This window comes from Cellulomonas sp. P4_H4 (assembly GCF_056400865.1).
The window spans coordinates 385,896-404,593 of sequence record NZ_JBFUKL010000001.1 but is presented as its reverse complement, the minus strand read 5'-3'; the positions used below and the strand labels follow the sequence as shown (position 1 = coordinate 404,593).

Annotated in this window: 20 protein-coding genes and 3 tRNA genes; 11 read left to right on the top strand and 12 right to left on the bottom strand. The window is 70.3% G+C overall.

Going from position 1 to position 18,698, the window contains the following annotated elements; translation table 11 throughout:
- Positions 1 to 88: 88 nt before the first annotated feature.
- The 4 genes from AC1DPN_RS02105 to AC1DPN_RS02090 all read left to right on the top strand — a co-directional run bounded on the left by AC1DPN_RS02105 (position 89) and on the right by AC1DPN_RS02090 (position 5,803).
- The gene (locus AC1DPN_RS02105) at positions 89 to 1,741 is read left to right on the top strand and encodes an ABC transporter substrate-binding protein (protein ID WP_477083062.1); all 1,653 of its coding nucleotides are present in this window, start codon (positions 89 to 91) and stop codon (positions 1,739 to 1,741) included.
- 105 nt (positions 1,742 to 1,846) lie between these two features.
- Positions 1,847 to 2,956 (top strand): ABC transporter permease, encoded by a 1,110-nt coding sequence (locus AC1DPN_RS02100; protein ID WP_477083061.1) that lies wholly within the window; start codon positions 1,847 to 1,849, stop codon positions 2,954 to 2,956.
- 1 nt (position 2,957) lies between these two features.
- A complete protein-coding gene (locus AC1DPN_RS02095; protein ID WP_477083060.1) occupies positions 2,958 to 4,076 on the top strand; it encodes an ABC transporter permease in 1,119 nt (372 codons plus the stop codon).
- On the top strand, positions 4,073 to 5,803 hold the full coding sequence (locus AC1DPN_RS02090; RefSeq protein WP_477083059.1) for a dipeptide ABC transporter ATP-binding protein: 1,731 nt from the start codon (positions 4,073 to 4,075) through the stop codon (positions 5,801 to 5,803). Before AC1DPN_RS02095 ends, AC1DPN_RS02090 begins: the two co-directional genes overlap by 4 nt.
- 52 nt (positions 5,804 to 5,855) lie before the next feature.
- Here the strand turns inward: AC1DPN_RS02090 and AC1DPN_RS02085 are convergent, their stop codons facing one another.
- From AC1DPN_RS02085 to AC1DPN_RS02055, 7 genes are read right to left on the bottom strand one after another with little or no spacing between them, the layout of a single operon-like run.
- Positions 5,856 to 7,004 carry a hypothetical protein gene (locus AC1DPN_RS02085; protein WP_477083058.1) on the bottom strand — a complete coding sequence of 383 codons (1,149 nt, stop codon included), beginning with the start codon at positions 7,002 to 7,004 and terminating at the stop codon, positions 5,856 to 5,858.
- 44 nt (positions 7,005 to 7,048) lie between these two features.
- Complete coding sequence (locus AC1DPN_RS02080; RefSeq protein WP_477083057.1) at positions 7,049 to 7,921, bottom strand: prenyltransferase; 873 nt, start codon at positions 7,919 to 7,921, stop codon at positions 7,049 to 7,051.
- Positions 7,918 to 8,217: a lycopene cyclase domain-containing protein gene (locus tag AC1DPN_RS02075; protein WP_477083056.1), complete on the bottom strand. Its 300-nt coding sequence runs from the start codon at positions 8,215 to 8,217 to the stop codon at positions 7,918 to 7,920. Before AC1DPN_RS02075 ends, AC1DPN_RS02080 begins: the two co-directional genes overlap by 4 nt.
- Positions 8,214 to 8,579: a lycopene cyclase domain-containing protein gene (locus AC1DPN_RS02070; protein ID WP_477083055.1), complete on the bottom strand. Its 366-nt coding sequence runs from the start codon at positions 8,577 to 8,579 to the stop codon at positions 8,214 to 8,216. Before AC1DPN_RS02070 ends, AC1DPN_RS02075 begins: the two co-directional genes overlap by 4 nt.
- The gene (gene crtI, locus AC1DPN_RS02065; RefSeq protein ID WP_477083837.1) at positions 8,576 to 10,150 is read right to left on the bottom strand and encodes a phytoene desaturase family protein; all 1,575 of its coding nucleotides are present in this window, start codon (positions 10,148 to 10,150) and stop codon (positions 8,576 to 8,578) included. Before crtI ends, AC1DPN_RS02070 begins: the two co-directional genes overlap by 4 nt.
- A gap of 41 nt (positions 10,151 to 10,191) precedes the next feature.
- Complete coding sequence (locus tag AC1DPN_RS02060) at positions 10,192 to 11,118, bottom strand: phytoene/squalene synthase family protein (RefSeq protein WP_477083054.1); 927 nt, start codon at positions 11,116 to 11,118, stop codon at positions 10,192 to 10,194.
- A gap of 15 nt (positions 11,119 to 11,133) precedes the next feature.
- Positions 11,134 to 12,267: a polyprenyl synthetase family protein gene (locus AC1DPN_RS02055; RefSeq protein ID WP_477083053.1), complete on the bottom strand. Its 1,134-nt coding sequence runs from the start codon at positions 12,265 to 12,267 to the stop codon at positions 11,134 to 11,136.
- A 253-nt stretch (positions 12,268 to 12,520) separates the two neighbouring features.
- Between AC1DPN_RS02055 and galE the strand changes: the two genes are divergently transcribed.
- Positions 12,521 to 13,480: a UDP-glucose 4-epimerase GalE gene (gene galE, locus AC1DPN_RS02050; protein WP_477083052.1), complete on the top strand. Its 960-nt coding sequence runs from the start codon at positions 12,521 to 12,523 to the stop codon at positions 13,478 to 13,480.
- 7 nt (positions 13,481 to 13,487) lie between these two features.
- Here galE and AC1DPN_RS02045 read toward each other — a convergent pair whose 3' ends face one another.
- Genes AC1DPN_RS02045 through AC1DPN_RS02035 form a run of 3 tightly spaced genes read right to left on the bottom strand, consistent with a single transcriptional unit; the run spans position 13,488 to position 15,721 of the window.
- Complete coding sequence (locus tag AC1DPN_RS02045) at positions 13,488 to 14,414, bottom strand: LLM class flavin-dependent oxidoreductase (RefSeq protein ID WP_477083051.1); 927 nt, start codon at positions 14,412 to 14,414, stop codon at positions 13,488 to 13,490.
- A gap of 30 nt (positions 14,415 to 14,444) precedes the next feature.
- Positions 14,445 to 15,362: a cation diffusion facilitator family transporter gene (locus AC1DPN_RS02040; protein ID WP_477083050.1), complete on the bottom strand. Its 918-nt coding sequence runs from the start codon at positions 15,360 to 15,362 to the stop codon at positions 14,445 to 14,447.
- A gap of 5 nt (positions 15,363 to 15,367) precedes the next feature.
- Entirely contained in the window at positions 15,368 to 15,721 is a 354-nt protein-coding gene (locus AC1DPN_RS02035; RefSeq protein ID WP_477083049.1) for a metallopeptidase family protein, read from the bottom strand.
- 148 nt (positions 15,722 to 15,869) lie between these two features.
- On the opposite strand from AC1DPN_RS02035, the gene AC1DPN_RS02030 reads away from it, so the two are divergent.
- The 3 genes from AC1DPN_RS02030 to AC1DPN_RS02020 all read left to right on the top strand — a co-directional run bounded on the left by AC1DPN_RS02030 (position 15,870) and on the right by AC1DPN_RS02020 (position 16,188).
- Positions 15,870 to 15,942: transfer RNA gene (locus AC1DPN_RS02030), tRNA-Glu, on the top strand.
- Positions 15,943 to 15,999: 57 nt separating this feature from the next.
- Positions 16,000 to 16,073, top strand: a tRNA-Asp gene (locus AC1DPN_RS02025).
- Between the two features lie 39 nt (positions 16,074 to 16,112).
- Positions 16,113 to 16,188, top strand: a tRNA-Phe gene (locus AC1DPN_RS02020).
- Positions 16,189 to 16,325: 137 nt separating this feature from the next.
- On the opposite strand, the gene AC1DPN_RS02015 is transcribed toward AC1DPN_RS02020, so the two are convergent.
- Positions 16,326 to 16,583, bottom strand: a complete 258-nt coding sequence (locus AC1DPN_RS02015; RefSeq protein WP_477083048.1) for an SHOCT domain-containing protein — start codon at positions 16,581 to 16,583, stop codon at positions 16,326 to 16,328.
- Between the two features lie 124 nt (positions 16,584 to 16,707).
- Between AC1DPN_RS02015 and AC1DPN_RS02010 the strand changes: the two genes are divergently transcribed.
- The 3 genes from AC1DPN_RS02010 to AC1DPN_RS02000 all read left to right on the top strand — a co-directional run bounded on the left by AC1DPN_RS02010 (position 16,708) and on the right by AC1DPN_RS02000 (position 17,966).
- Positions 16,708 to 17,157 (top strand): phage holin family protein, encoded by a 450-nt coding sequence (locus AC1DPN_RS02010; RefSeq protein WP_477083047.1) that lies wholly within the window; start codon positions 16,708 to 16,710, stop codon positions 17,155 to 17,157.
- A 78-nt stretch (positions 17,158 to 17,235) separates the two neighbouring features.
- Positions 17,236 to 17,646: a phage holin family protein gene (locus AC1DPN_RS02005; protein WP_477083046.1), complete on the top strand. Its 411-nt coding sequence runs from the start codon at positions 17,236 to 17,238 to the stop codon at positions 17,644 to 17,646.
- Complete coding sequence (locus AC1DPN_RS02000; protein WP_477083045.1) at positions 17,643 to 17,966, top strand: DUF3618 domain-containing protein; 324 nt, start codon at positions 17,643 to 17,645, stop codon at positions 17,964 to 17,966. The genes AC1DPN_RS02005 and AC1DPN_RS02000 overlap by 4 nt, the downstream gene beginning before the upstream one ends.
- A 166-nt stretch (positions 17,967 to 18,132) precedes the next feature.
- On the opposite strand, the gene AC1DPN_RS01995 is transcribed toward AC1DPN_RS02000, so the two are convergent.
- Positions 18,133 to 18,342, bottom strand: coding sequence for a BldC family transcriptional regulator (locus AC1DPN_RS01995; RefSeq protein ID WP_477083044.1), 210 nt, complete (start codon positions 18,340 to 18,342; stop codon positions 18,133 to 18,135).
- Positions 18,343 to 18,698: the final 356 nt, after the last annotated feature.

Genomic DNA, 18,698 nt, shown 5'->3' with positions numbered 1-18,698 from the left:
TGGCAACATCGGTGTGCTACCCATAGCCCACCGAGAACCAGTAGCGGTTGAACCATGCCCGCGACTCCGACAGAAGAGGTAGTAGCGCATGACCTCCTTGGCACCCCACCGCCGCATGATTGTGGCGACAGCCGGACTTGCGGCGGTCGCCCTCGTCCTGACCGCCTGCGGAAGCAACGACGACGACGGCGGAGACGGCGGCAGCACCTCAGACAGCGGCGCATCGGGCTCGCTGGTCGTCGGCACCACGGACAAGGTCACGACGCTCGACCCGGCCGGTTCGTACGACAACGGCTCGTTCGCCGTGCAGAACCAGGTCTTCCCGTTCCTCATGAACACGCCGTACGGCAGCCCCGACGTGGAGCCGGACATCGCGGAGTCCGCCGAGTTCACGGCGCCGACGGAGTACACCGTCAAGCTCAAGCCCGGCCTGAAGTTCGCCAACGGCCACGACCTCACCGCGTCCGACGTGAAGTTCACGTTCGACCGCCAGGTCGCGATCAAGGACGACAACGGCCCGTCGTCGCTGCTCTACAACCTCGACACCACCGAGGCGGTCGACGACACCACGGTGGTCTTCCACCTGAAGTCCGCCAACGACCAGGTCTTCCCGCAGATCCTGTCGAGCCCCGCCGGCCCGATCGTCGACGAAGAGGTCTTCGCGGCCGACGCGCTGACGCCGGACGACGACATCGTCGCCGGGAACGCGTTCGCCGGTCAGTACACGATCACCGACTACGACTTCAACAACCTGATCTCGTACAAGGCGAACCCGGATTACCAGGGCATCCTCGGCGCACCGAAGACCGACGTGGTCAACGCCAAGTACTACGCGGACTCGTCGAACCTGAAGCTCGACGTGCAGCAGGGCAACATCGACGTGGCCTTCCGCAGCCTCACGTCCACGGACATCGCCGACCTCAAGACGGACGACAACGTCAAGGTCGTCGACGGTCCCGGCGGTGAGATCCGGTACATCACGTTCAACTTCAACACGATGCCGTTCGGCGCGACGACGCCCGAGGCCGACGCCGACAAGGCGCTCGCCGTCCGCTCGGCCGTCGCCGACCTCGTCGACCGTGCCGCCATCGCGGACCAGGTCTACAAGGGCACCTACACGCCCCTGTACTCCTACGTCCCCGCCGGCCTGACCGGCGCGATCGAGCCGCTCAAGGACATGTACGGCGACGGCGACGGCGGCCCCGACGCCGACAAGGCCAAGGCCGCGCTCGAGGACGCCGGCGTCGAAACTCCGGTCGTGCTCAACCTGCAGTACTCCAGCGAGCACTACGGCCCGTCGTCCGCCGACGAGTACGCGCAGATCAAGGACCAGCTGGAGAAGGACGGTCTGTTCACCGTCAACCTGCAGACCACCGAGTGGGTGCAGTACTCCAAGGACCGCACGGCTGACGTCTACCCCGAGTACCAGCTCGGCTGGTTCCCCGACTACTCGGACGCGGACAACTACCTCACGCCGTTCTTCCTCACGGAGAACTTCCTGAGCAACCACTACGACAACCCGGCCGTGAACGACATGATCCTGGAGCAGGCGACGACGGTCGACCCCGATGCCCGCACCGCGCTCATCGAGGACATCCAGACCGCGGTCGCCAAGGACCTCTCGACGGTCCCGCTCCTCCAGGGCGCGCAGGTCGCCGTGGTGGGCAAGGATGTCGACGGCGCGCAGGACACGCTCGACGCCTCGTTCAAGTTCCGGTACGCGGCTCTCTCGAAGGGCTGACCCGCAACGACCGACCGGGTGTCTGGCGCATGCGCGCCGGGCGCCCGGTCGGTCGTGCACCGCCGCACACCTGGCACACGAGCGCACCAGAGCAAGGCAGGAAACATGACCTCGACCATCACGGGAGCCCCCACGGGCGTCGCGCCCGGCCAGCCCTCCCCCGCGCCGGACGCGCAACGCAAGAGGCAGGGCGGTGGTGGCCTCGGCCGTTACCTGCTCGTGCGCTTCCTGCTGATCTTCCCCACGATCTTCATCCTCGTGACGACGGTCTTCCTGCTGATGCGGACCACGGGCGACCCGATCACCGCCGCGCTCGGAGGGCGACTGCCGGCCGACCAGCTGGCTGAGCGGGTGCATGCGGCCGGCTACGACCGCCCGCTGTTCACCCAGTACATCGAGTACATGAGCCACATCGTGCGGGGCGACTTCGGCAACACCATCTCGGACAACCGGCCTGTGACCGAGGTGCTCACCACCTACGGCCCGGCGACATTCGAGCTCGCGTTCTACGCGCTGATCGTCGCTTTCCTCATCGGCATCCCGCTCGGCCGGTACGCCGCGTCACGCCGGGACAAGGCACCCGACGCGGGCCTGCGCATCGGCGCGGTCCTCGCCTACGCGACGCCCGTGTTCTTCATCGGCATCCTGCTCAAGCTCGTCTTCTCCGTCTGGCTGGACTGGCTGCCTGTGGCGGGACGCGCCTCCACCGGGTCCGAGATCGCGATGCAGCACGAAGGCCTGCAGACCGGCTTCTACACGATCGACGCCATCAGCACCGGCGACCCGCAGATCCTGCGCGACGTGCTCGAGCACGCGGTCCTCCCGGCGATCGCGCTCGGCCTGCTCACCGGCGGGATCTTCCTGCGGCTCGTCCGCACGAACGTCATCGGCACCCTGAACACCGGGTACGTCGAGGCCGCGCGGTCACGCGGCGTCAACGAGAGGCGCCTGCTGCGCAAGCACGCCTGGCGTCCGGCCCTCGTGCCGATCATCACGGTCATCGGGCTGCAGGTCGCCCTCCTGCTCAGCGGCGCCGTCCTGACCGAGACGACCTTCGAGTGGAAGGGCCTCGGCTTCCAGCTGATCCAGTACGTGCTGGCGCGCGACTTCGTGGCGGTGCAGGGCATGGTCGTCCTGCTCGCAGTGATCGTGGCCCTGACCAACTTCCTCGTCGACATCATCGCGGCGCTCGTCGACCCCCGGATCAGGTTCTGACATGACTACCAACCTCGCCCCCACGCGTCCCTCCCTGTGGAAGCGCCTGCCCGTCGTCCACCAGGTGCGCAGCAGCGTCGGGCTCCAGCGCACCATGCTCGTCGGCGGGCTCGTGCTCGTCGGCATCTACGTGATCACGGCGATCTTCGCGCCCTGGCTCGCCCCGTACGGTTTCGCGCAGATCCGCGTGGGCGACACCCTGTTCGGCTCGCAGCAGCCCCCGTCCTCCGAGCACTGGTTCGGGACCACCGTGGCGGGCTACGACGTGCTGTCCCGGTGCCTCTGGGGCGCCCGACCGGCCCTGCTCGTCATGGTCGCCGCCGTCGTGCTCTCGATCCTCATCGGCGTCACCGCCGGCCTGCTGTCCGGCTACTTCGGCGGGTGGGTGGACCGCACGCTCGTCGTCGTCGCGGACGCCATCTACGCCTTCCCGTCCCTTCTGCTCGCCATCGTCGCGGCCATCGTGATCAGCGGCGGCCAGTCCTCCCTGCGGGGCGGCATCCTCGCGGCGGCCCTCTCGATCACCGTCGTGTTCATCCCGCAGTACTTCCGGGTCATCCGGGCCGAGACCGTGCGGATCAAGTCCGAGGCGTTCGTCGAGTCGGCGCGCGTCATCGGTGCCAGCCACCCGCGGATCATGACGCGCCACGTGCTGCGCAACTCGACCCGGACCCTGCCGCTGATCCTGACGCTCAACTGCTCCGAGGCCGTGCTGACGCTCGCGGCGCTCGGGTTCCTCGGGTTCGGCATCGAGCCGACGGTCGCGGCCGACTGGGGGTACGACCTCAACAAGTCGCTGTCCGACGTGACGAGCGGGATCTGGTGGACCGCGCTGTACCCGGGGCTCGCGATCGCGCTCTCCGTCCTCGGCGTGACGCTCGTCGGTGAGTCCCTGAACGACCTCGCCGACCCCCGTCTTCGCACCCGGCGCGCGGCTGCGCAGGCCGCCGGCGCCGTGGGTGCCGTGACCGTGGTGCCGGGCGGCGTGCTGAGCGCCGGCGCCGAGGGCATCGACGGTCTGGACCTGCTGGAGGGCACGGCCGACGAGCTGTTCGCCGGGCCGACCGACGACGAGCTCCTCTCCCGACCGCACGACGACGAGGAAGGGGGCCGCTCGTGACCGCCGCGACCCAGGACGACCGGAACGTCGTCGTCGACATCCAGAACCTGCACATCTCGTTCGCGACCGATGCGGGCACCGTCCGCGCGGTCTCGGGAGCGTCGCTCCAGGTCAGGTCAGGCGAGGTGCTCGCGATCGTCGGCGAGTCCGGTTCGGGCAAGACCGTCACGGCGCGCTCGATCCTCGGCCTGCTGCCGGAGACCGCACTGACCAGCGGCGCCGTGCTGCTGAACCGCAAGGACGGGTCGGACACGCACGACGTCACGACCTTGCGCGGCAAGGACCTGCGCGACATCCGTGGGCGCGACGCGGCGATGGTGTTCCAGGAGCCGTCCACGGTCCTGAACCCCGTCTACACGGTCGGCTGGCAGATCGCCGAGGGCCTGCGGGCCCACACGCAGATGTCCAAGGCCGACGCCCGCGAGAAGGCGATCGACATCCTGCGGCGGGTCGGCATCCCCGACCCCGAGCACCGCGTCGACCACTACCCGCACCAGTTCTCGGGCGGGCAGAAGCAACGCATCGTCATCGCCCAGGCGATCTCGCTCGACCCGGGCCTGATCATCGCCGACGAGCCCACCACCGCCCTCGACGTCACAGTGCAGGCCGAGATCCTCGAGCTCCTGCGCCTGATCCCGCAGGAGTTCGGCGCGGCCGTCGTCCTGATCACGCACAACATGGGCGTCGTCGCGGACCTCGCCGACACCGTCGCGGTCATGTACAAGGGCGAGATCGTCGAGCAGGCCGACGTGCACACGCTCTTCGCGTCGCCGCAGCACGAGTACACGCGCGCGCTGCTCGACGCCGTGCCGCGCCTCGGCGGGCGGCGCTTCCGGGACCGGATCATCGTCTCGGACGAGGACGCGGCCTTCGAGACGATCGAGGTCGACCCGTCGGCCACGCCCGTCGTGGCGGCGCAGGACCTGCGGATCGTCTACCGCGGTCGCTTCCGGCAGCCCGACTTCACGGCCGTCGACGGGGTCTCGTTCGAGATCCGGCCCGGCGAGGTACTCGGTCTCGTGGGCGAGTCCGGGAGCGGCAAGACGACGATCGGCCGCGCGATCGCCGGTCTCACGCCGGTCAGCGACGGCTCGTTGAAGGTGCTCGGCGTCGAGATGCTGGGCGTCAAGGAGCGGACGTTCCGGCCGATCAGGCGGCGGATCGGGTTCGTGTTCCAGGACCCTGCCACCAGCTTCAACCCGCTGCTCACCATCGCGCAGTGCGTCGCCGAGCCGCTGGTCGTGCACGGGCTCGCGCCGAACCCGCACGAGGCTCGCGGCCGGGTGGACGACCTGATGGAGGCGGTGCAGCTCCCGAAGGCGTTCGGGGACCGCTTCCCGCACGAGCTCTCGGGTGGTCAGCGCCAGCGCGCCAGCCTGGCCCGTGCGCTCGCCCTGGACCCGGAGCTGCTGATCGCCGACGAGCCGACCTCGGCCCTGGACGTCTCGGTCCAGGCTCGGGTGCTCGACCTGTTCGCGCGCTTGCAGGCCGAGCTCGGGTTCGCGTGCCTGTTCATCAGCCACGACCTCGCGGTCGTCGACCTGCTCGCCCACCGGATCGCCGTCCTGCACAACGGGGTCCTGGTCGAGGAGGGCACCGGCGACGAGGTGCTGGGTGCGCCGCGGCACGCCTACACGCAGCGGCTGCTGGCGTCCCTCCCGGTCCCTGACCCGGTCGAGCAGGCAGCCCGGCGTGAGGCGTGGCGGAGCCTTCGGGCAGCCGACTGATCGACCCAGCCGTCGCGCGGCGGAGCGGTGCGAGCCGCTTCGCCGTGCGTCGTCAGGCCGTGACGAGCTCGGGCTCCGGTGCGGGGAGGCTGGCCTCGCGGCGGGCGGAGTAGCGGTCGTACAGCGTGACGATCAGGGCGACGACGTAGGCGAACAGCAGGACGTCACCGACGGACAGGTCCGACGCCCCGCGGCTGGCGAGCGCCGCGAAGAGCAGCATCGCCGCGACGCTGACCACGGTGTTGATCGCGACCTGGACGCCCAGGTGCGCCGCGCCCGTCCGACCGGTGCGGGAGCGCCACACGGCCAGTCCGGCGAACGCGAGCACCGTCGCGGTGACGACGAGCAGGACCTGCGAGAGGCGGGCGTCGAGCAGGGGCCAGGACTCGAACAGGATGAGCGTCACGAGGCCGGCCAGTGCGATCTTCTCGAGCACGTGGCCGGTGCCACGGGGAGCCACCGCGACCGGCCCGCGAGGGGCCCAGCCGACCCGCTGCGCGATGACGTCGGCGTCGACCGTGAAGGGCCAGTCGGCCGACGGCAGCCGCTTGGCCAGGCGCCAGCCGAGGACCACGAGCGCCACGATCAGGACGGCGAGCCCGATCACGACGCCGGGGCTGTCGGTCCAGGCCTGCGACCAGGGAGCGTCGGCGGGGATCCCGAGGATCTTCGTCTTGAACTCGTCGGTGAAGTCGAGCTGCGCGACGTGGATCCACCACTCCTGCGGAAGCTTCACGAACACCCAGATGAGGGCAGCCGTCCAGACGAACGCCTTGTTCGACAGGCGCCCCGCGTCCCAGCGCGTGCGCACCACCTCGATCGCGATGACGAAGTACTCGAAGGTGTTCGGGAACAGCATCAGCAGCCACCGCTCGCCGGTGATCTCGAAGGCGAGCACGCCGACCAGCCGGTAGTACCAGAGTGCGGCGGCGACCCCGAGCGCGAACGGGTTGCGCCAGTTCCGCATCACCGACAGGTACGCGACCGTCAGGTAGTAGATGTCGAGCGCCTTGTCGTAGGACTGGTAGTTGTCCAGCGGCAGGTCGGTGAACGTCGCGAAGAGCGTCTGGTCGATGCCGTCGATCACGAGGCAGGCCAGGAGCGCCGGAAGCGGGAACCGCGGGATGAACAGCGGGACCACCAGCCGCAGCCCGACGATCACCAGAAAGATCGACCAGTCGTGCGCGGAGAGGTTCGCCATGGCGCGCACTCTAGCCAGAGCGGCAGGTCAGCGGCTCAGGAATGTCACGGCACGCGGGCGATCACGATCAGCAGCATGGTCACGAGGAACCCGGTGACCAGGTTGAGCCACAGGAACCGACGCCAGCCGGCGTTCGCACGCTCGCAGTCGTCGTCGCGCACGGACCAGAACTGCGCGGTGCTGACCGCGTACGGGATCGGCAGGACGGCCGCGAGCACGCCGGGCCACGGAACCAGGAGGAGCACCACCGCGGCGAGCAGGTAGAGGACCGTCGCGGCCACGACGGTCGCGTGCGCGCCGAGCGCCGTGGCGACGGACGCGATGCCCCCTTCGCGGTCCGCGCGCACGTCCTGCACCGCCCCGAACGCGTGGGACGCCATGCCCCACAGCACGAACGCGACGAGCACCGGCCACGTCGTCCTCGTCGTCAGGGACGCTCCGACCAGCACCAACGCGTAGAGCAGGGGACCGACGAAATGCATCGCGGACGTGAACGAGTCCAGCACCGGCCGCTCCTTGAACCGCAGCACCGGGGCCGAGTACGCGACGACGAGGAAGAGGACCAGTGCGAGCACGACGTTCGCGCTGAGCGACCCGTTCACCGCCAGGTAGGCCACGAACGGAGCGTTGAGCAGCACGCACGACCACAGGATCCGCCGGTGCACCGACCGGGCGCGCTCCGGCGGCACGAGGCCGCCCTCGATCCCGCCCTTGCGCGGGTTGCGGAGGTCCGAGGCGTAGTCGAAGACGTCGTTGATGCCGTACATCAGCAGGTTGTACGGGATCAGGAAGAACAGGGTCCCGACGACCAACAGGGCATCCACCCGCCCACCCGTGGCCAGCAGGTAGCCCGCCGCGAACGGGTACGCCGTGTTGATCCAGGAGAACGGTCGCGACGCGGCGAGGACCTCCCTCACTCGTCGCCCCGCTTCCGTCGTCCGAGGACGGTCCAGAGCACCGGCATGCCGACACCGGCGGCGATCGCGTAGGCGAAGTCCTCGAGCGGGGCGCCCCAGATGTACCAGCCCAAGATCTTGTCCGGGTCGAAGACGTACAGGCCGGCGTCGATCATGATCGTGTCGAACACGGCGGTGAGCACGCACAGGTGCACCACGGTCCACACGACCGGCATCGTCCGCCCATGCCGCAGCACCGGCCACGAGACTGCACCGAGAACGGCCAGGACGACCACGTTGAGGGCGATGTTGGTCACGGCTCACCTGCCTCGTCGCGGCGGTCCCGGACCGCCCGTCGGCCCTCGTCCCGCAGCGCGGCGCTCCTGTCGAACCACCGCCACGCGAGGAGTGCCGTGTAGCAGAGCAGCGCCAGGAAGAAGGCCTCTTCCACCGGCAGCTCCGGCGCGAGCAGGAGCCCGGTCATGTGCGGGGAGTCCCCGCGCGCGAAGATGCCCAGCCCGAGTCCGGCGAGGTCCCACAGCAGGAACCCGGCGACTCCGATGCCGACGGACAGCCCAGCGCGTCGAGGGTCCGCCCAGAAGGCCAGCCGGAAGCGGCGGTCGAGGACGGCGAGGCCACCCAGCGAGAGGATCAGGGCACCCAGGTACGCGAAGCTCATCGGTTGACGGCGCTCCACACACCACGCGGCCGCGCGGAGGCGAGGAACCCCGGCCGCAACGGGGCGGGCAGCGGACGCGTGGACGTCTCACCGAGAATCCGCTTGACGACGAGCTCGGCGCTGATCAGGCACATCGGCAGTCCCACACCGGGGATCGTCCCACCGCCCGCGTGCAACAGGTTGGGGACGCGCGTGGACACGTCGCCGGGCCGGAACATCGCGCTCTGCCGCAGCGTGTGCTCCATGCCGAGCGCCGTCCCGCGCCACGCGTGGAGGTCGGTCGCGAAGTCCGCGGGGCCGACGACCCGTCGTGTGACCACGCGCTCACGCAGGTCCGGGATGCCCGCCCAGCTGCCGATCTGGTCGAGGTACCGGTCGGCGTGCACGTCCAGGTCCGTGATCGACGTGTCGGCGGGGAACGGAACGAGCACGAAGAGGTTCTCGTGACCCTCGGGCGCCGCGGTCTTGTCGGTGGCCGTGGTGCGCGAGACGTACAGGGAGGCGACCTCGGGGACGCTCGTCCGCGAGGACGACCTGTCCGTGCCGAGGATGTCCTCGAAGTTCCTCGGCCAGTCGCGCGTGAAGAACAGCGAGTGGTGCGCGAGCTCGGGCAGCTCCCCGCGGACGCCCGCCATGATCAGCAACGCGGAGATGCCGGGGCCCTTGCGGTCCCAGGACTTCTCGGGCAGGTCGCTGTGAGCCGGGTCGAGCAGGGCCGTCTCGGTGTGGTGACGGTCGGCGGCGGAGACGACGACGTCCGCGGGTACGAACGTGCCGTCGGCGAGCCGGACACCCTGGGCAGTTCCTGACCTGCGGGGACGTAGGACGGAGGGTTTGTCGACGACGTCGATCGACTCCACCACGACGCCGGTGCGGATGCGCACGCCCTCGCGGATCGCCAGATGTTCGAGAGCCTCGATGATCGTGTACATCCCACCGCTCGGGAAACGTACGCCGTCGACCAGGTCCAGGTGGCTCATGAGCGAGTAGAGCGCGGGCACCCGGTACGGGGAGCTCCCGAGGAAGACCGCGTGGTAGCCGAGCACCTGCCGCAGGACCGGGTGGTCGACCGTCCGTTCGATCCGCTCGGCGAGCGTGTGGGAGAGCAGATCGACCAGCGTGCGGGAGCGGCGAACCGTGTCGGCGTTCAGCACCCGGGCGGGTCGGGCGAACGTCGTGTACAGGAACTGGTCCAGCGCGTCTCGGTATGCCTGCGTCGACGCCTCGGTGTACTGCCGGATCGCGTCGCCCGCGCCCGCCTCGAACGCGTCGAACGTCTTCCAGTTCGCGGACGCGTCCTGCACGACGTCGAACGACCGCTCGTCGATCGAACCCGGCTCCGGGAACAGCCGGTAGGCAGGATCGAGCCGTTCGAGCTCGACGTGGTCCTCGATCCGCTCGCCGAGCAGTGCGAACGCGTGCTCGAACACCTCGGGCATGAAGTACCACGACGGTCCGGTGTCGAACCGGAACCCGTCGACCTCCCACGTCCCCATCCGCCCACCGACGCGGTGGTGCTGCTCGAGCAGGGTCACATCGGCACCTCCGCGCGCCAGCAGGGCCGCGGTCATGAGGCCGGCGATCCCCCCGCCGACCACGACGACTCGTCCGCTCACCGGTCCGCCCGGTCCTGCGCGAGCCCGGCCGCCCGGTCCTGCGCGAGCCGGGCCGCCCGCGCCTGCACGACGACGGCCTCGCCGACGACCCGGAGCTTCGTCGGGGCCGACAGCCGGATACGGCGTTCGAGGATCTCCGCGGGGGTGCACTGCGCGATGTCGTCGAGGAGCCGCTGGTAGAGCGCGAGCGTCGCGGCGACCGCGTACCGTGCGCGCGACGGCAGCTCGGGCAGTGCGGCGCGCGCCACGGCCACGTCGGCGTTGATCTCGTCGAGGATCTCGCCGAGCTGCTCCGGGGTCACGTTCCCGGGTGTCGTGCCCGGGAAGTACGTGCGGTCGAGCTCGCCGTTGTCTTCGGCCAGGTCCCGCAGGAAGTTGATCTTCTGGAAGGCCGCCCCGAGCGCCCGAGCGCCCGCCACCTGCGTCGGTGACGGCTCGACCACGGGGTCCCCCGTGACGCGGGACTCGTTGAGGAACGCGCGCACGCACATCAGCCCGACCACCTCGGCCGAGCCGTAGACGTACGCCTCGTAGCTCGCGCGGTCGTGGGTGTGCACGGTCAGGTCGGCACGCATCGACGCGAAGAACGGCACCGTCTCCGCCTCCGTGATGCCCACACGACGGGCGGTCCGGGCGAACGCGTGCACGACGAGGTTCGTCGAGTACCCCGTGCGCAGCGCGCGGTGCGTCTGCGCCTCGAGCTCGTCGAGCTCGGCACCTGCGTCCGCGCCGCGATACGTGTCGACGACCTCGTCGGCGAGCCGGACGAGGGCGTACACGGCTCGGATGTCCTGCTGCGAGCGTCGGCCGAGCAGCCGCGTGCCCAGCCCGAAGCTCGTCGAGTACGCCGCCAGCACCCCGGCGCTCGTGCGCGCGGCGGTCACGTCGTAGAGCCGCAGTGCCCGGTCCCGCTGCTGCCCCACGCTGTCCTCCGTCACTCAGTGGCCCCGTCCGACGAGATCGTCCACGACGCCCACCAGGTAGCCTCCCAGCGGTTCGGGCAGCGTCGCCACCGCGAGCCCGCGCGCCCGCAACCCGGTCTGCCGCGTGAGGTCCCGGACGGCGTCGACCGCCCCACTCTCCCGCATCACCGCCCGAACTCGGGCCGCTGCGTCCTCGTCCAGGTCCGCGTCGCCGACGAACCGGTCGAGGACCGCGCGGCCCTCGTCGGACGCGAGCGCGTACGTGCGCCGCAAGAGCTCTGTGCGCTTGCCCTCGCGCAGGTCCGACAGGACCGACTTGCCCGTGACCTCGGGGTCACCGAACACGCCGAGATCGTCGTCGGCCAGCTGGAACGCGATGCCGAGCGCGGACCCGACGGCGCTCAGAGCAGCGAGGACGTCGTCGTCGGCACCCGCCAGGATCCCGCCCACCACGAGCGGGAGACTGCCCGAGTAGGCGGCGGTCTTGAGCTCCGCGACCGCGAGCGCGTCCACGTCCCGCGGGGCAGCGAGCGCCGCGGTGACGTCCAGGAGCTCGCCGACGACGGTCGTCTCGATGCCGTCCGCGAGCCGCTCGATGATCTGCAGCCGGGCCTGTGGGTCGGTCGGAGCGCTCGCGACGAGGGAGAACGCCGCCGCGATCGCGAGGTCGCCCGCGAGCAGCCCCGCCGCCAGCACCTGGTCCTCGACGGTCCGAGCGTCCAGGCCCCGCCCGGCCAGGCGTGCCCGCATCGCCCCGGCGACGTTCGGTCGCCCGCGGCGAAGCTCGTCGTGATCGAGCAGGTCGTCGTGCACGAGCATCGCCGTGTGGAGCACCTCGACAGCAGCCGCGACGGGAGCGACGGCAGCGGGGTCGTCACCGCCGAGACCCAGGTACGCCGCGACCGCGAGCCTCGGACGCATGAGCTTGCCGCCGACGACCCCCGCGAGGTCGATCCACAGGCGCATCGCGACGTCGCCACGCCCGGCGGCCAGCCGGGCGCGCTCGTCGACGAAGGCGGCCAGCACGTTCGCGGTCCGCGCCATCACGCTCTCGACGTCGCCCGCGAGGAGAGCGAGCGGGCCGGCCGGGTCGGGGGCGGCTGCGACTGCGGTGGCGGTGTCGCGCAGGGCAGTGGTCTTGCCGTGCATCTCGTCCTCTCGGCCGTGGTGCCTGTGCCGGGCGCCCGCACTTGAGATGCTCAGGCTACTGAGCATTCACAGGCTCGCCAGTGCAACGGGTGTCACCCGCACTTCCGGACGAGCTGCCTGCCTGGATGCAGCCACGTGCATCGAAGCTCTCTGGACAGCTGAAACGCACAGCGATACACATGAACGAACAAATTCCATCTCGATCCGTGGTCATCTCTGCGGCTTTTCGCGTCACCTCGGTACGCTCGTTCCCATGACATGGCTGGTCACCGGCGGTGCCGGGTACATCGGGTCCCACGTGGTTCGCGCGTTCGGGCAGGTCGGGCTCAGCACCGTCGTCCTCGACGACCTGTCGAGCGGGCACAAGGAGTTCGTCCCCGACGACGTGCCGCTCGTCGTCGGCTCGATCCTCGACACGGACCTGGTCGCGGACACGCTGAGCCAGCACGGGATCGTCGGTGTCGTGCACCTGGCCGGGTTCAAGTACGCCGGCGTCTCGGTCACCCGACCGCTGCACACGTACGAGCAGAACGTCACCGGCACCGTGCACCTGCTCGAGGCCATGGCCTCGCAGGGCGTCGACGCGATCGTGTTCTCCTCGTCGGCCGCCGTCTACGGCACGCCCGACGTGGACCTCGTCACTGAGGGCACCGCGACGCACCCGGAGTCCCCGTACGGCGAGTCCAAGCTCATCGGCGAGTGGCTGCTCGCCGACCAGGCCCGCGCCACGAGCCTGCGGCACACGTCGCTGCGGTACTTCAACGTCGTCGGCTCGGCGACGGACGACCTCTACGACACGAGCCCGCACAACCTCTTCCCACTGGTCCTCGACGCCCTGTCCGCCGGCCGCACGCCGCGCATCAACGGCACCGACTACCCGACGCCGGACGGCACGTGCGTCCGGGACTACCTGCACGTCGCCGACCTCGCGGCGTCGCACGTCACGGCTGCCCAGGCGCTCGCCGCGGGCACCTCGCTCGAGCCGGTGTACAACCTCGGCTCTGGCGACGGGGTCTCGGTGCGCGAGATCATGACGGCCGTGGCGCAGGCCACGGGCATCGCGTTCGAACCGGAGCTCGCCGCACGCCGTCCGGGCGACCCGGCCCGCATCGTCGCCTCCGGCGAGCTCGCCGCCCGGGACCTCGACTGGCAGATGCGCCACTCGCTGCTCGACATGGTCACGAGCGCCTGGTCGGCCCGCCAGGCCCACTGACCTTCCTTCACAGCCGCGCGGGGACCTCCAGCGCCTGGAGCGCGGGCAGCTTCGCGACGAGAGCCTCGAGGACCTTGGGCGAGCCCGCGTAGACGCCGTGGTCGCGGGGCCAGTGGACGATCACGTCGGTGAACCCGAGGGCGGCCGCACGTTCGACGCCTTCGACGACCCGCTCGGCCGACTGCATCGAGAAGATCGGCGCCCCGTCCAGGCTCAGGTAGCGGCGCAGCGGCGGCAGACCCTCCGGCCGGTGCGCCTCGACGGCCTCGTCGACGCGTTCCTGCATCGTCGCCAAGCCCTCCCACCACTGCGCCTGCTCGGTGTCGAGGTCGACCTCCCCCGACGACAGGAACGTCTGCCCGTACGTGACCCACCCCTGCCCGTAGCGCGCGGCGAGCGCCATGGTCCGCGGACCGTTCGCGGCGACGACGAAGGGCGTACGAGGTCGGGCCAGCGTCCCGGGGATCATGCGAGCACCGTCCGCCCGGTAGAACTCCCCCTGGTGCTGCGTGACGGGTCTGGTCAGCAAGGTGTCGAGCAGTCTGACGAACTCCTCGAACCGCCGCGTCCGCTCACCGCGGCTGATCGGGTCGCCCGCCACCCACGAGTCGAGCCCCTCCCCGCCGGCTCCGACCCCGAGCAGGAACCGCCCGCCGCTGATGTCGTCGAGACCGAGCACGTCCTTGGCGAACGGCACCGGGTGCCGGAAGTTCGGAGACGCGACGAACGTCCCCAGCCCGATCCGCGACGTGACCGCTGCGGCCGCGGCGAGCAGCGGGACGGTCGCGAACCACGGACCGTCGACGAGCGTGCGCCACGCGAGGTGGTCGTACGTCCACGCGTGGTCGAACCCCCACTCCTCGGCCTGGCGCCACTTCGCCTGTCCGGTGGCCCACCGCTCCTCGGGCAGGATCGCGATCCCCACAGCAACCATGCCCCGACCCTAGACGTGCCAGAGGGCTGGTCACGCGTGGGAGTGGCGCTCCTCGAGGCTGGTCGAGGGAGGCTCCAGCTGGAACGTGCAGTGCGCGACGTCGAAGTGGCCGGACAGGCAGTGCCGCAGGTCGTCGAGCACGCGGCCGGCCTCCCCGCGGGCCAGCAGCTCGTCGGGCACCTCGACGTGCGCCGAGAGGACGAGGACCCCGGACGTGATGGTCCACGCGTGCAGGTCGTGGACGCCGAGCACGCCGGGCACGCCGCAGATGTGCGACCGGATCGCGTCCAGGTCGACGCCCCGCGGGGTCGCCTCCAGCAGCACAGCGCCGACGTCGCGCAGCAGTCCGACGGCCCGCGGCACGATCATCAGCCCGATCAGCACCGACGCGATCCCGTCGGCACGCAGGTAGCCCGTCGCCATCACCACGACGGCGGCCGCGACCACCGCCACGGATCCGAGCAGGTCCCCGAGCACCTCGAGGTAGGCGCCGCGGACGGTCAGCGACTCCCCCTGCCCCCGCTGCAGCAGGGCGAGGCCCACGGCATTGGCGACGAGGCCGACGCACGCCACGGCGAGCATCAGACCCGCCTCGACAGGGGCAGGGTCCAGGAGCCGACGCACACCGCCGACGATCACGAGCACCCCGACGACCCCGATGACCAGCCCGTTCACCAGGGCGGCCAAGATCTCGGCGCGCTGCCACCCGAACGTCCGGGCGGCGGTCGCGGGACGTGCGGCCAGCGCGGTCGCTCCGAGCGCCAGCCCGACCCCCGCGGCGTCGGTGAGCATGTGCCCCGCGTCCGCGACCAGCGCGAACGACCCCGAGACGATCCCGCCGACCACCTCGACCACGAGAACGACGAGCGTCAGGACGAGCACGACCACGAGTCGGCCCCGGTGAGCCTGCGCGGCGGTCGAGTGGTCGTGGCCGTGCCCGTGGCCCACCGAGCTCAGCCCCAACCGAGGGCGTGCAGACGGTCGTCGTCGATGCCGAAGTGGTGCGCGATCTCGTGCACGACGGTGACGGCGACCTCTTCGACCACGTCGTCCCGGTCGTCGCAGAAGCTCAGCGTCGGCAGGCGGAAGATCGTGATGCGGTCGGGCAGCGACCCCGTCGCCCAGAAGTCTCCGCGCTCGGTCAACGGCGTGCCCTCGTAGAGGCCGAGCAGATCGGGCTCGTCGGCCGGTGGCGAGTCCTCCACGAGCACCACGACGTTGTCCATCATCGCGGCGAGCTCGTCCGGGATCTCGTCGAGCGCGTCACGCACCGCATCCTCGAACTCGGCGCGCGTCATCTCGACCATGGCTCCATCTTCGCAGGCATCGCCGCAGGCATCTGCGCAGGCAGGAGCGGTCCGGCGACCGTCGCCGAGGGCCGCTTTGGAGTTCGGGCCGATGACCCCGTATGCTCATCACCGGTCTTCCGACGCCTCGACGTCAGGGGTTGGACATGCCCCCATCGTCTAGCGGCCTAGGACCCCGCCCTTTCACGGCGGTAGCACGGGTTCGAATCCCGTTGGGGGTACGTGCAGTACAAGCAGTGCAGCAGGAGCAGTTCAGCAGTAAGGCCTTGCCTCACCAAGGCCCCGTAGCGCAGTTGGTTAGCGCGCCGCCCTGTCACGGCGGAGGTCGCGGGTTCAAGTCCCGTCGGGGTCGCTCGATTCGCCGGTCCACGGACCGGCGTTGTCGTTTCAAGGCTCTGTAGCTCAGTTGGTAGAGCGCACGACTGAAAATCGTGAGGTCACGGGATCGACGCCCGTCGGAGCCACCACAGCTCAATCACCGGTAGACGCCGCAGGCCACAGGCCTGCGGCGTTTCTCTTGCCCAGAGGAGCTGGGCGACGCACGAAAGCCCCACCCGGTCTGACCAGAGTGGGGCTTCGTCGTGCTGAGGTCGCGCACACCCCGTCAGCCGAGCAGCTTGGCCTTCGCGATCGTGAACTCCGCCTCCGTCAGGATGCCGGCAGCCTTGAGCTCACCGAGCTTGGTGAGCTGGGCGATGACGTCCCCCTCAGGAGCTGCGGCGACGGGAGGCGGGGCGTACTGCGCCTGCTGGGCGGCCGCTTGAGCGGCTGCCTGCTCCGCCGCCTGTTGCTGCTGCGCAGCCTGTGCGTCGGCGGCCTGCTGCTGGCCTGCGGCCTGCTTCTGCGAGACGCTGCCCGCCACCGCCGTGGCCGTGCCCGCGATGACGCGTTGGACCCAACCTCGTTGTATCGCCGAGGCGTGACCAGGAGATATACCCCGCGCGTCCTACGCTGGGCAGCAGCCGACCCAGCTGAAGGAGCCCCACATGACCAGCACACCCGAGACCGACCGGCCTGACCGGCCCCGTCGGTTCTTCGACCGTCTCACCGAACCGTTCGCGGACAAGGCGCGCGAGAAGTTCGAGCAGGTGGAGGACCACGTCCGCGAAGCGGTCCAGGCCGAGATCAACGCGGTCACCATCAGCGTCCGCGCTCGCGCCGTCGAGGTCCGCCCGTCGGCGATCGCGTTCGGGATCGCCGCTCTGGTGACGTTCTTCGGGCTCGCGCTCTTCGTGACTGCTGCCGTGCTCGGTCTGTCGCACGCCGTCGACCCATGGCTGGCCGCCCTGATCATCGGCGTGGCGCTCGTGCTGGTCGGTGCCGGGGCAGCCGCATGGGGTCGCCGGCACCTGCCGAGCGGGCCGCCCATCTCGGTCGTCCGGGTGCACGAACCGACCCATCCGGCCGAGGAGCAGGTCCACCCCTGGGAAGACTGACGACCGCACCTCTCGCGTGGCGGTGCCGCGACCAGCACACTTGTACCTCCAGGAGTCACCAGAGCGAGAGGTTGCGCCATGACCACCCAGTCGGGACCCCCAGGTGACGAGCGAACCCTGGGCCAGCTCGTCAGCGAGATCAGCGAGACGGGCGCCAGGCTCGTCCGCGCCGAGATCGAGCTGTTCAAGGCTGAGCTCGCCGGTCGTGCGCAGAAGATCGGCATCGGCGCCGGGCTGCTCGCGGCCGCTGGGTTGCTGGCGCTCTACTTCCTGGCGGCGGCGATCGCGACGGCCATCATCGCGCTGGCCCTCGTCGTCGACCTCTGGCTCGCGGCCCTGATCGTCACCGTGCTCCTGCTGCTCATCGTCGCGGTGCTCGCGCTGATCGGCATCCGGAGCATCAAGAAGGGCACACCGCCGTCGACCATCCGAGCCATCGAGACCGTGCAGGAAGACATCGACGCGATCAAGACGGGGATCCGCTCATGAGCGAAGAGACGACCGACCAGCCGGCCAAGCCGGTAGTCCCGTTCAGCACACCGCAGATGGTGGCCATCGAGGCCGACATCACCGCGACCCGGGCGCAGCTGGCAGCTACCGTCGACGAGCTCGCGGCCAGGCTGGACCCGCGCGCACAGGCCGGACGCGCGCTCGAGAGCGCCCGTCAGCTCTGGTCCGACGCGATGGGGCAGGACGGGGAGCCCGCGGCCCGCAAGAGGGCACTGACGGTGCTCGGGAGCGTCGTCGCAGGAGCTCTGGCGTTCGTCGGGCTCGTCGTCGTGGTGGCCGCTCGTCGAGGCGAGGACTGATCCGACGCCCCTGCGTGGATGAGCATGGGCTTCAGGCTGAGCCGCTTCGGTGACCGGGCTCGTGGCCCGGCGCGCTCAACCTCGTTCGCGCTCAGCCTCGTTGCTGTACGCGCACACTCCGACCACCCGCCCGGCACGACGGGACGGGTGCCTCAGGCGTCGTGCCTCAGCCGTCCGCGGGACGCTGCTGCGGGATGCCGTTGAGCAGGTCGCGGACCTCGGACTCGCGGTACCGGCGGTGCCCACCCAGGGTGCGGATGGACGACAGCTTCCCGGCCTTTGCCCAACGGGTCACGGTCTTCGGGTCCACACGGAAGAGCGTGGCGACCTCGGACGGGGTGAGCAGGGTCTCGGACTCTGCTGCGTGTGCGTTCATCAGCTGCCTCCTGGCGAGCGTGCGTCCTCGGCCCCGACGGCGTCGGGTGCCGGGCCTGTTCGGTGCGACGTGATGTTGTGGTCCAGCTTCATCAGCTCCACGCACCCACGGGTGCGCATAGCAGGACATCTCCCCCAGCATGCATCAAAGCCACAGATACCGCACCGCTGGGTAGTGACCCCGCAACGGATCTTCACAGCACCCTCATGCACCCTGCGTACGACCTCCCCCCAGGCCGTCAGGCAAGAATAAACCCGACCAAAGGGGCAAACCACCCGACACGCTCGAACATCGCCGCGCTACATGGACGCGCGTCCGGGATCGACGCCCCCTCGGCCCTCTGTCGGACGAGGGAC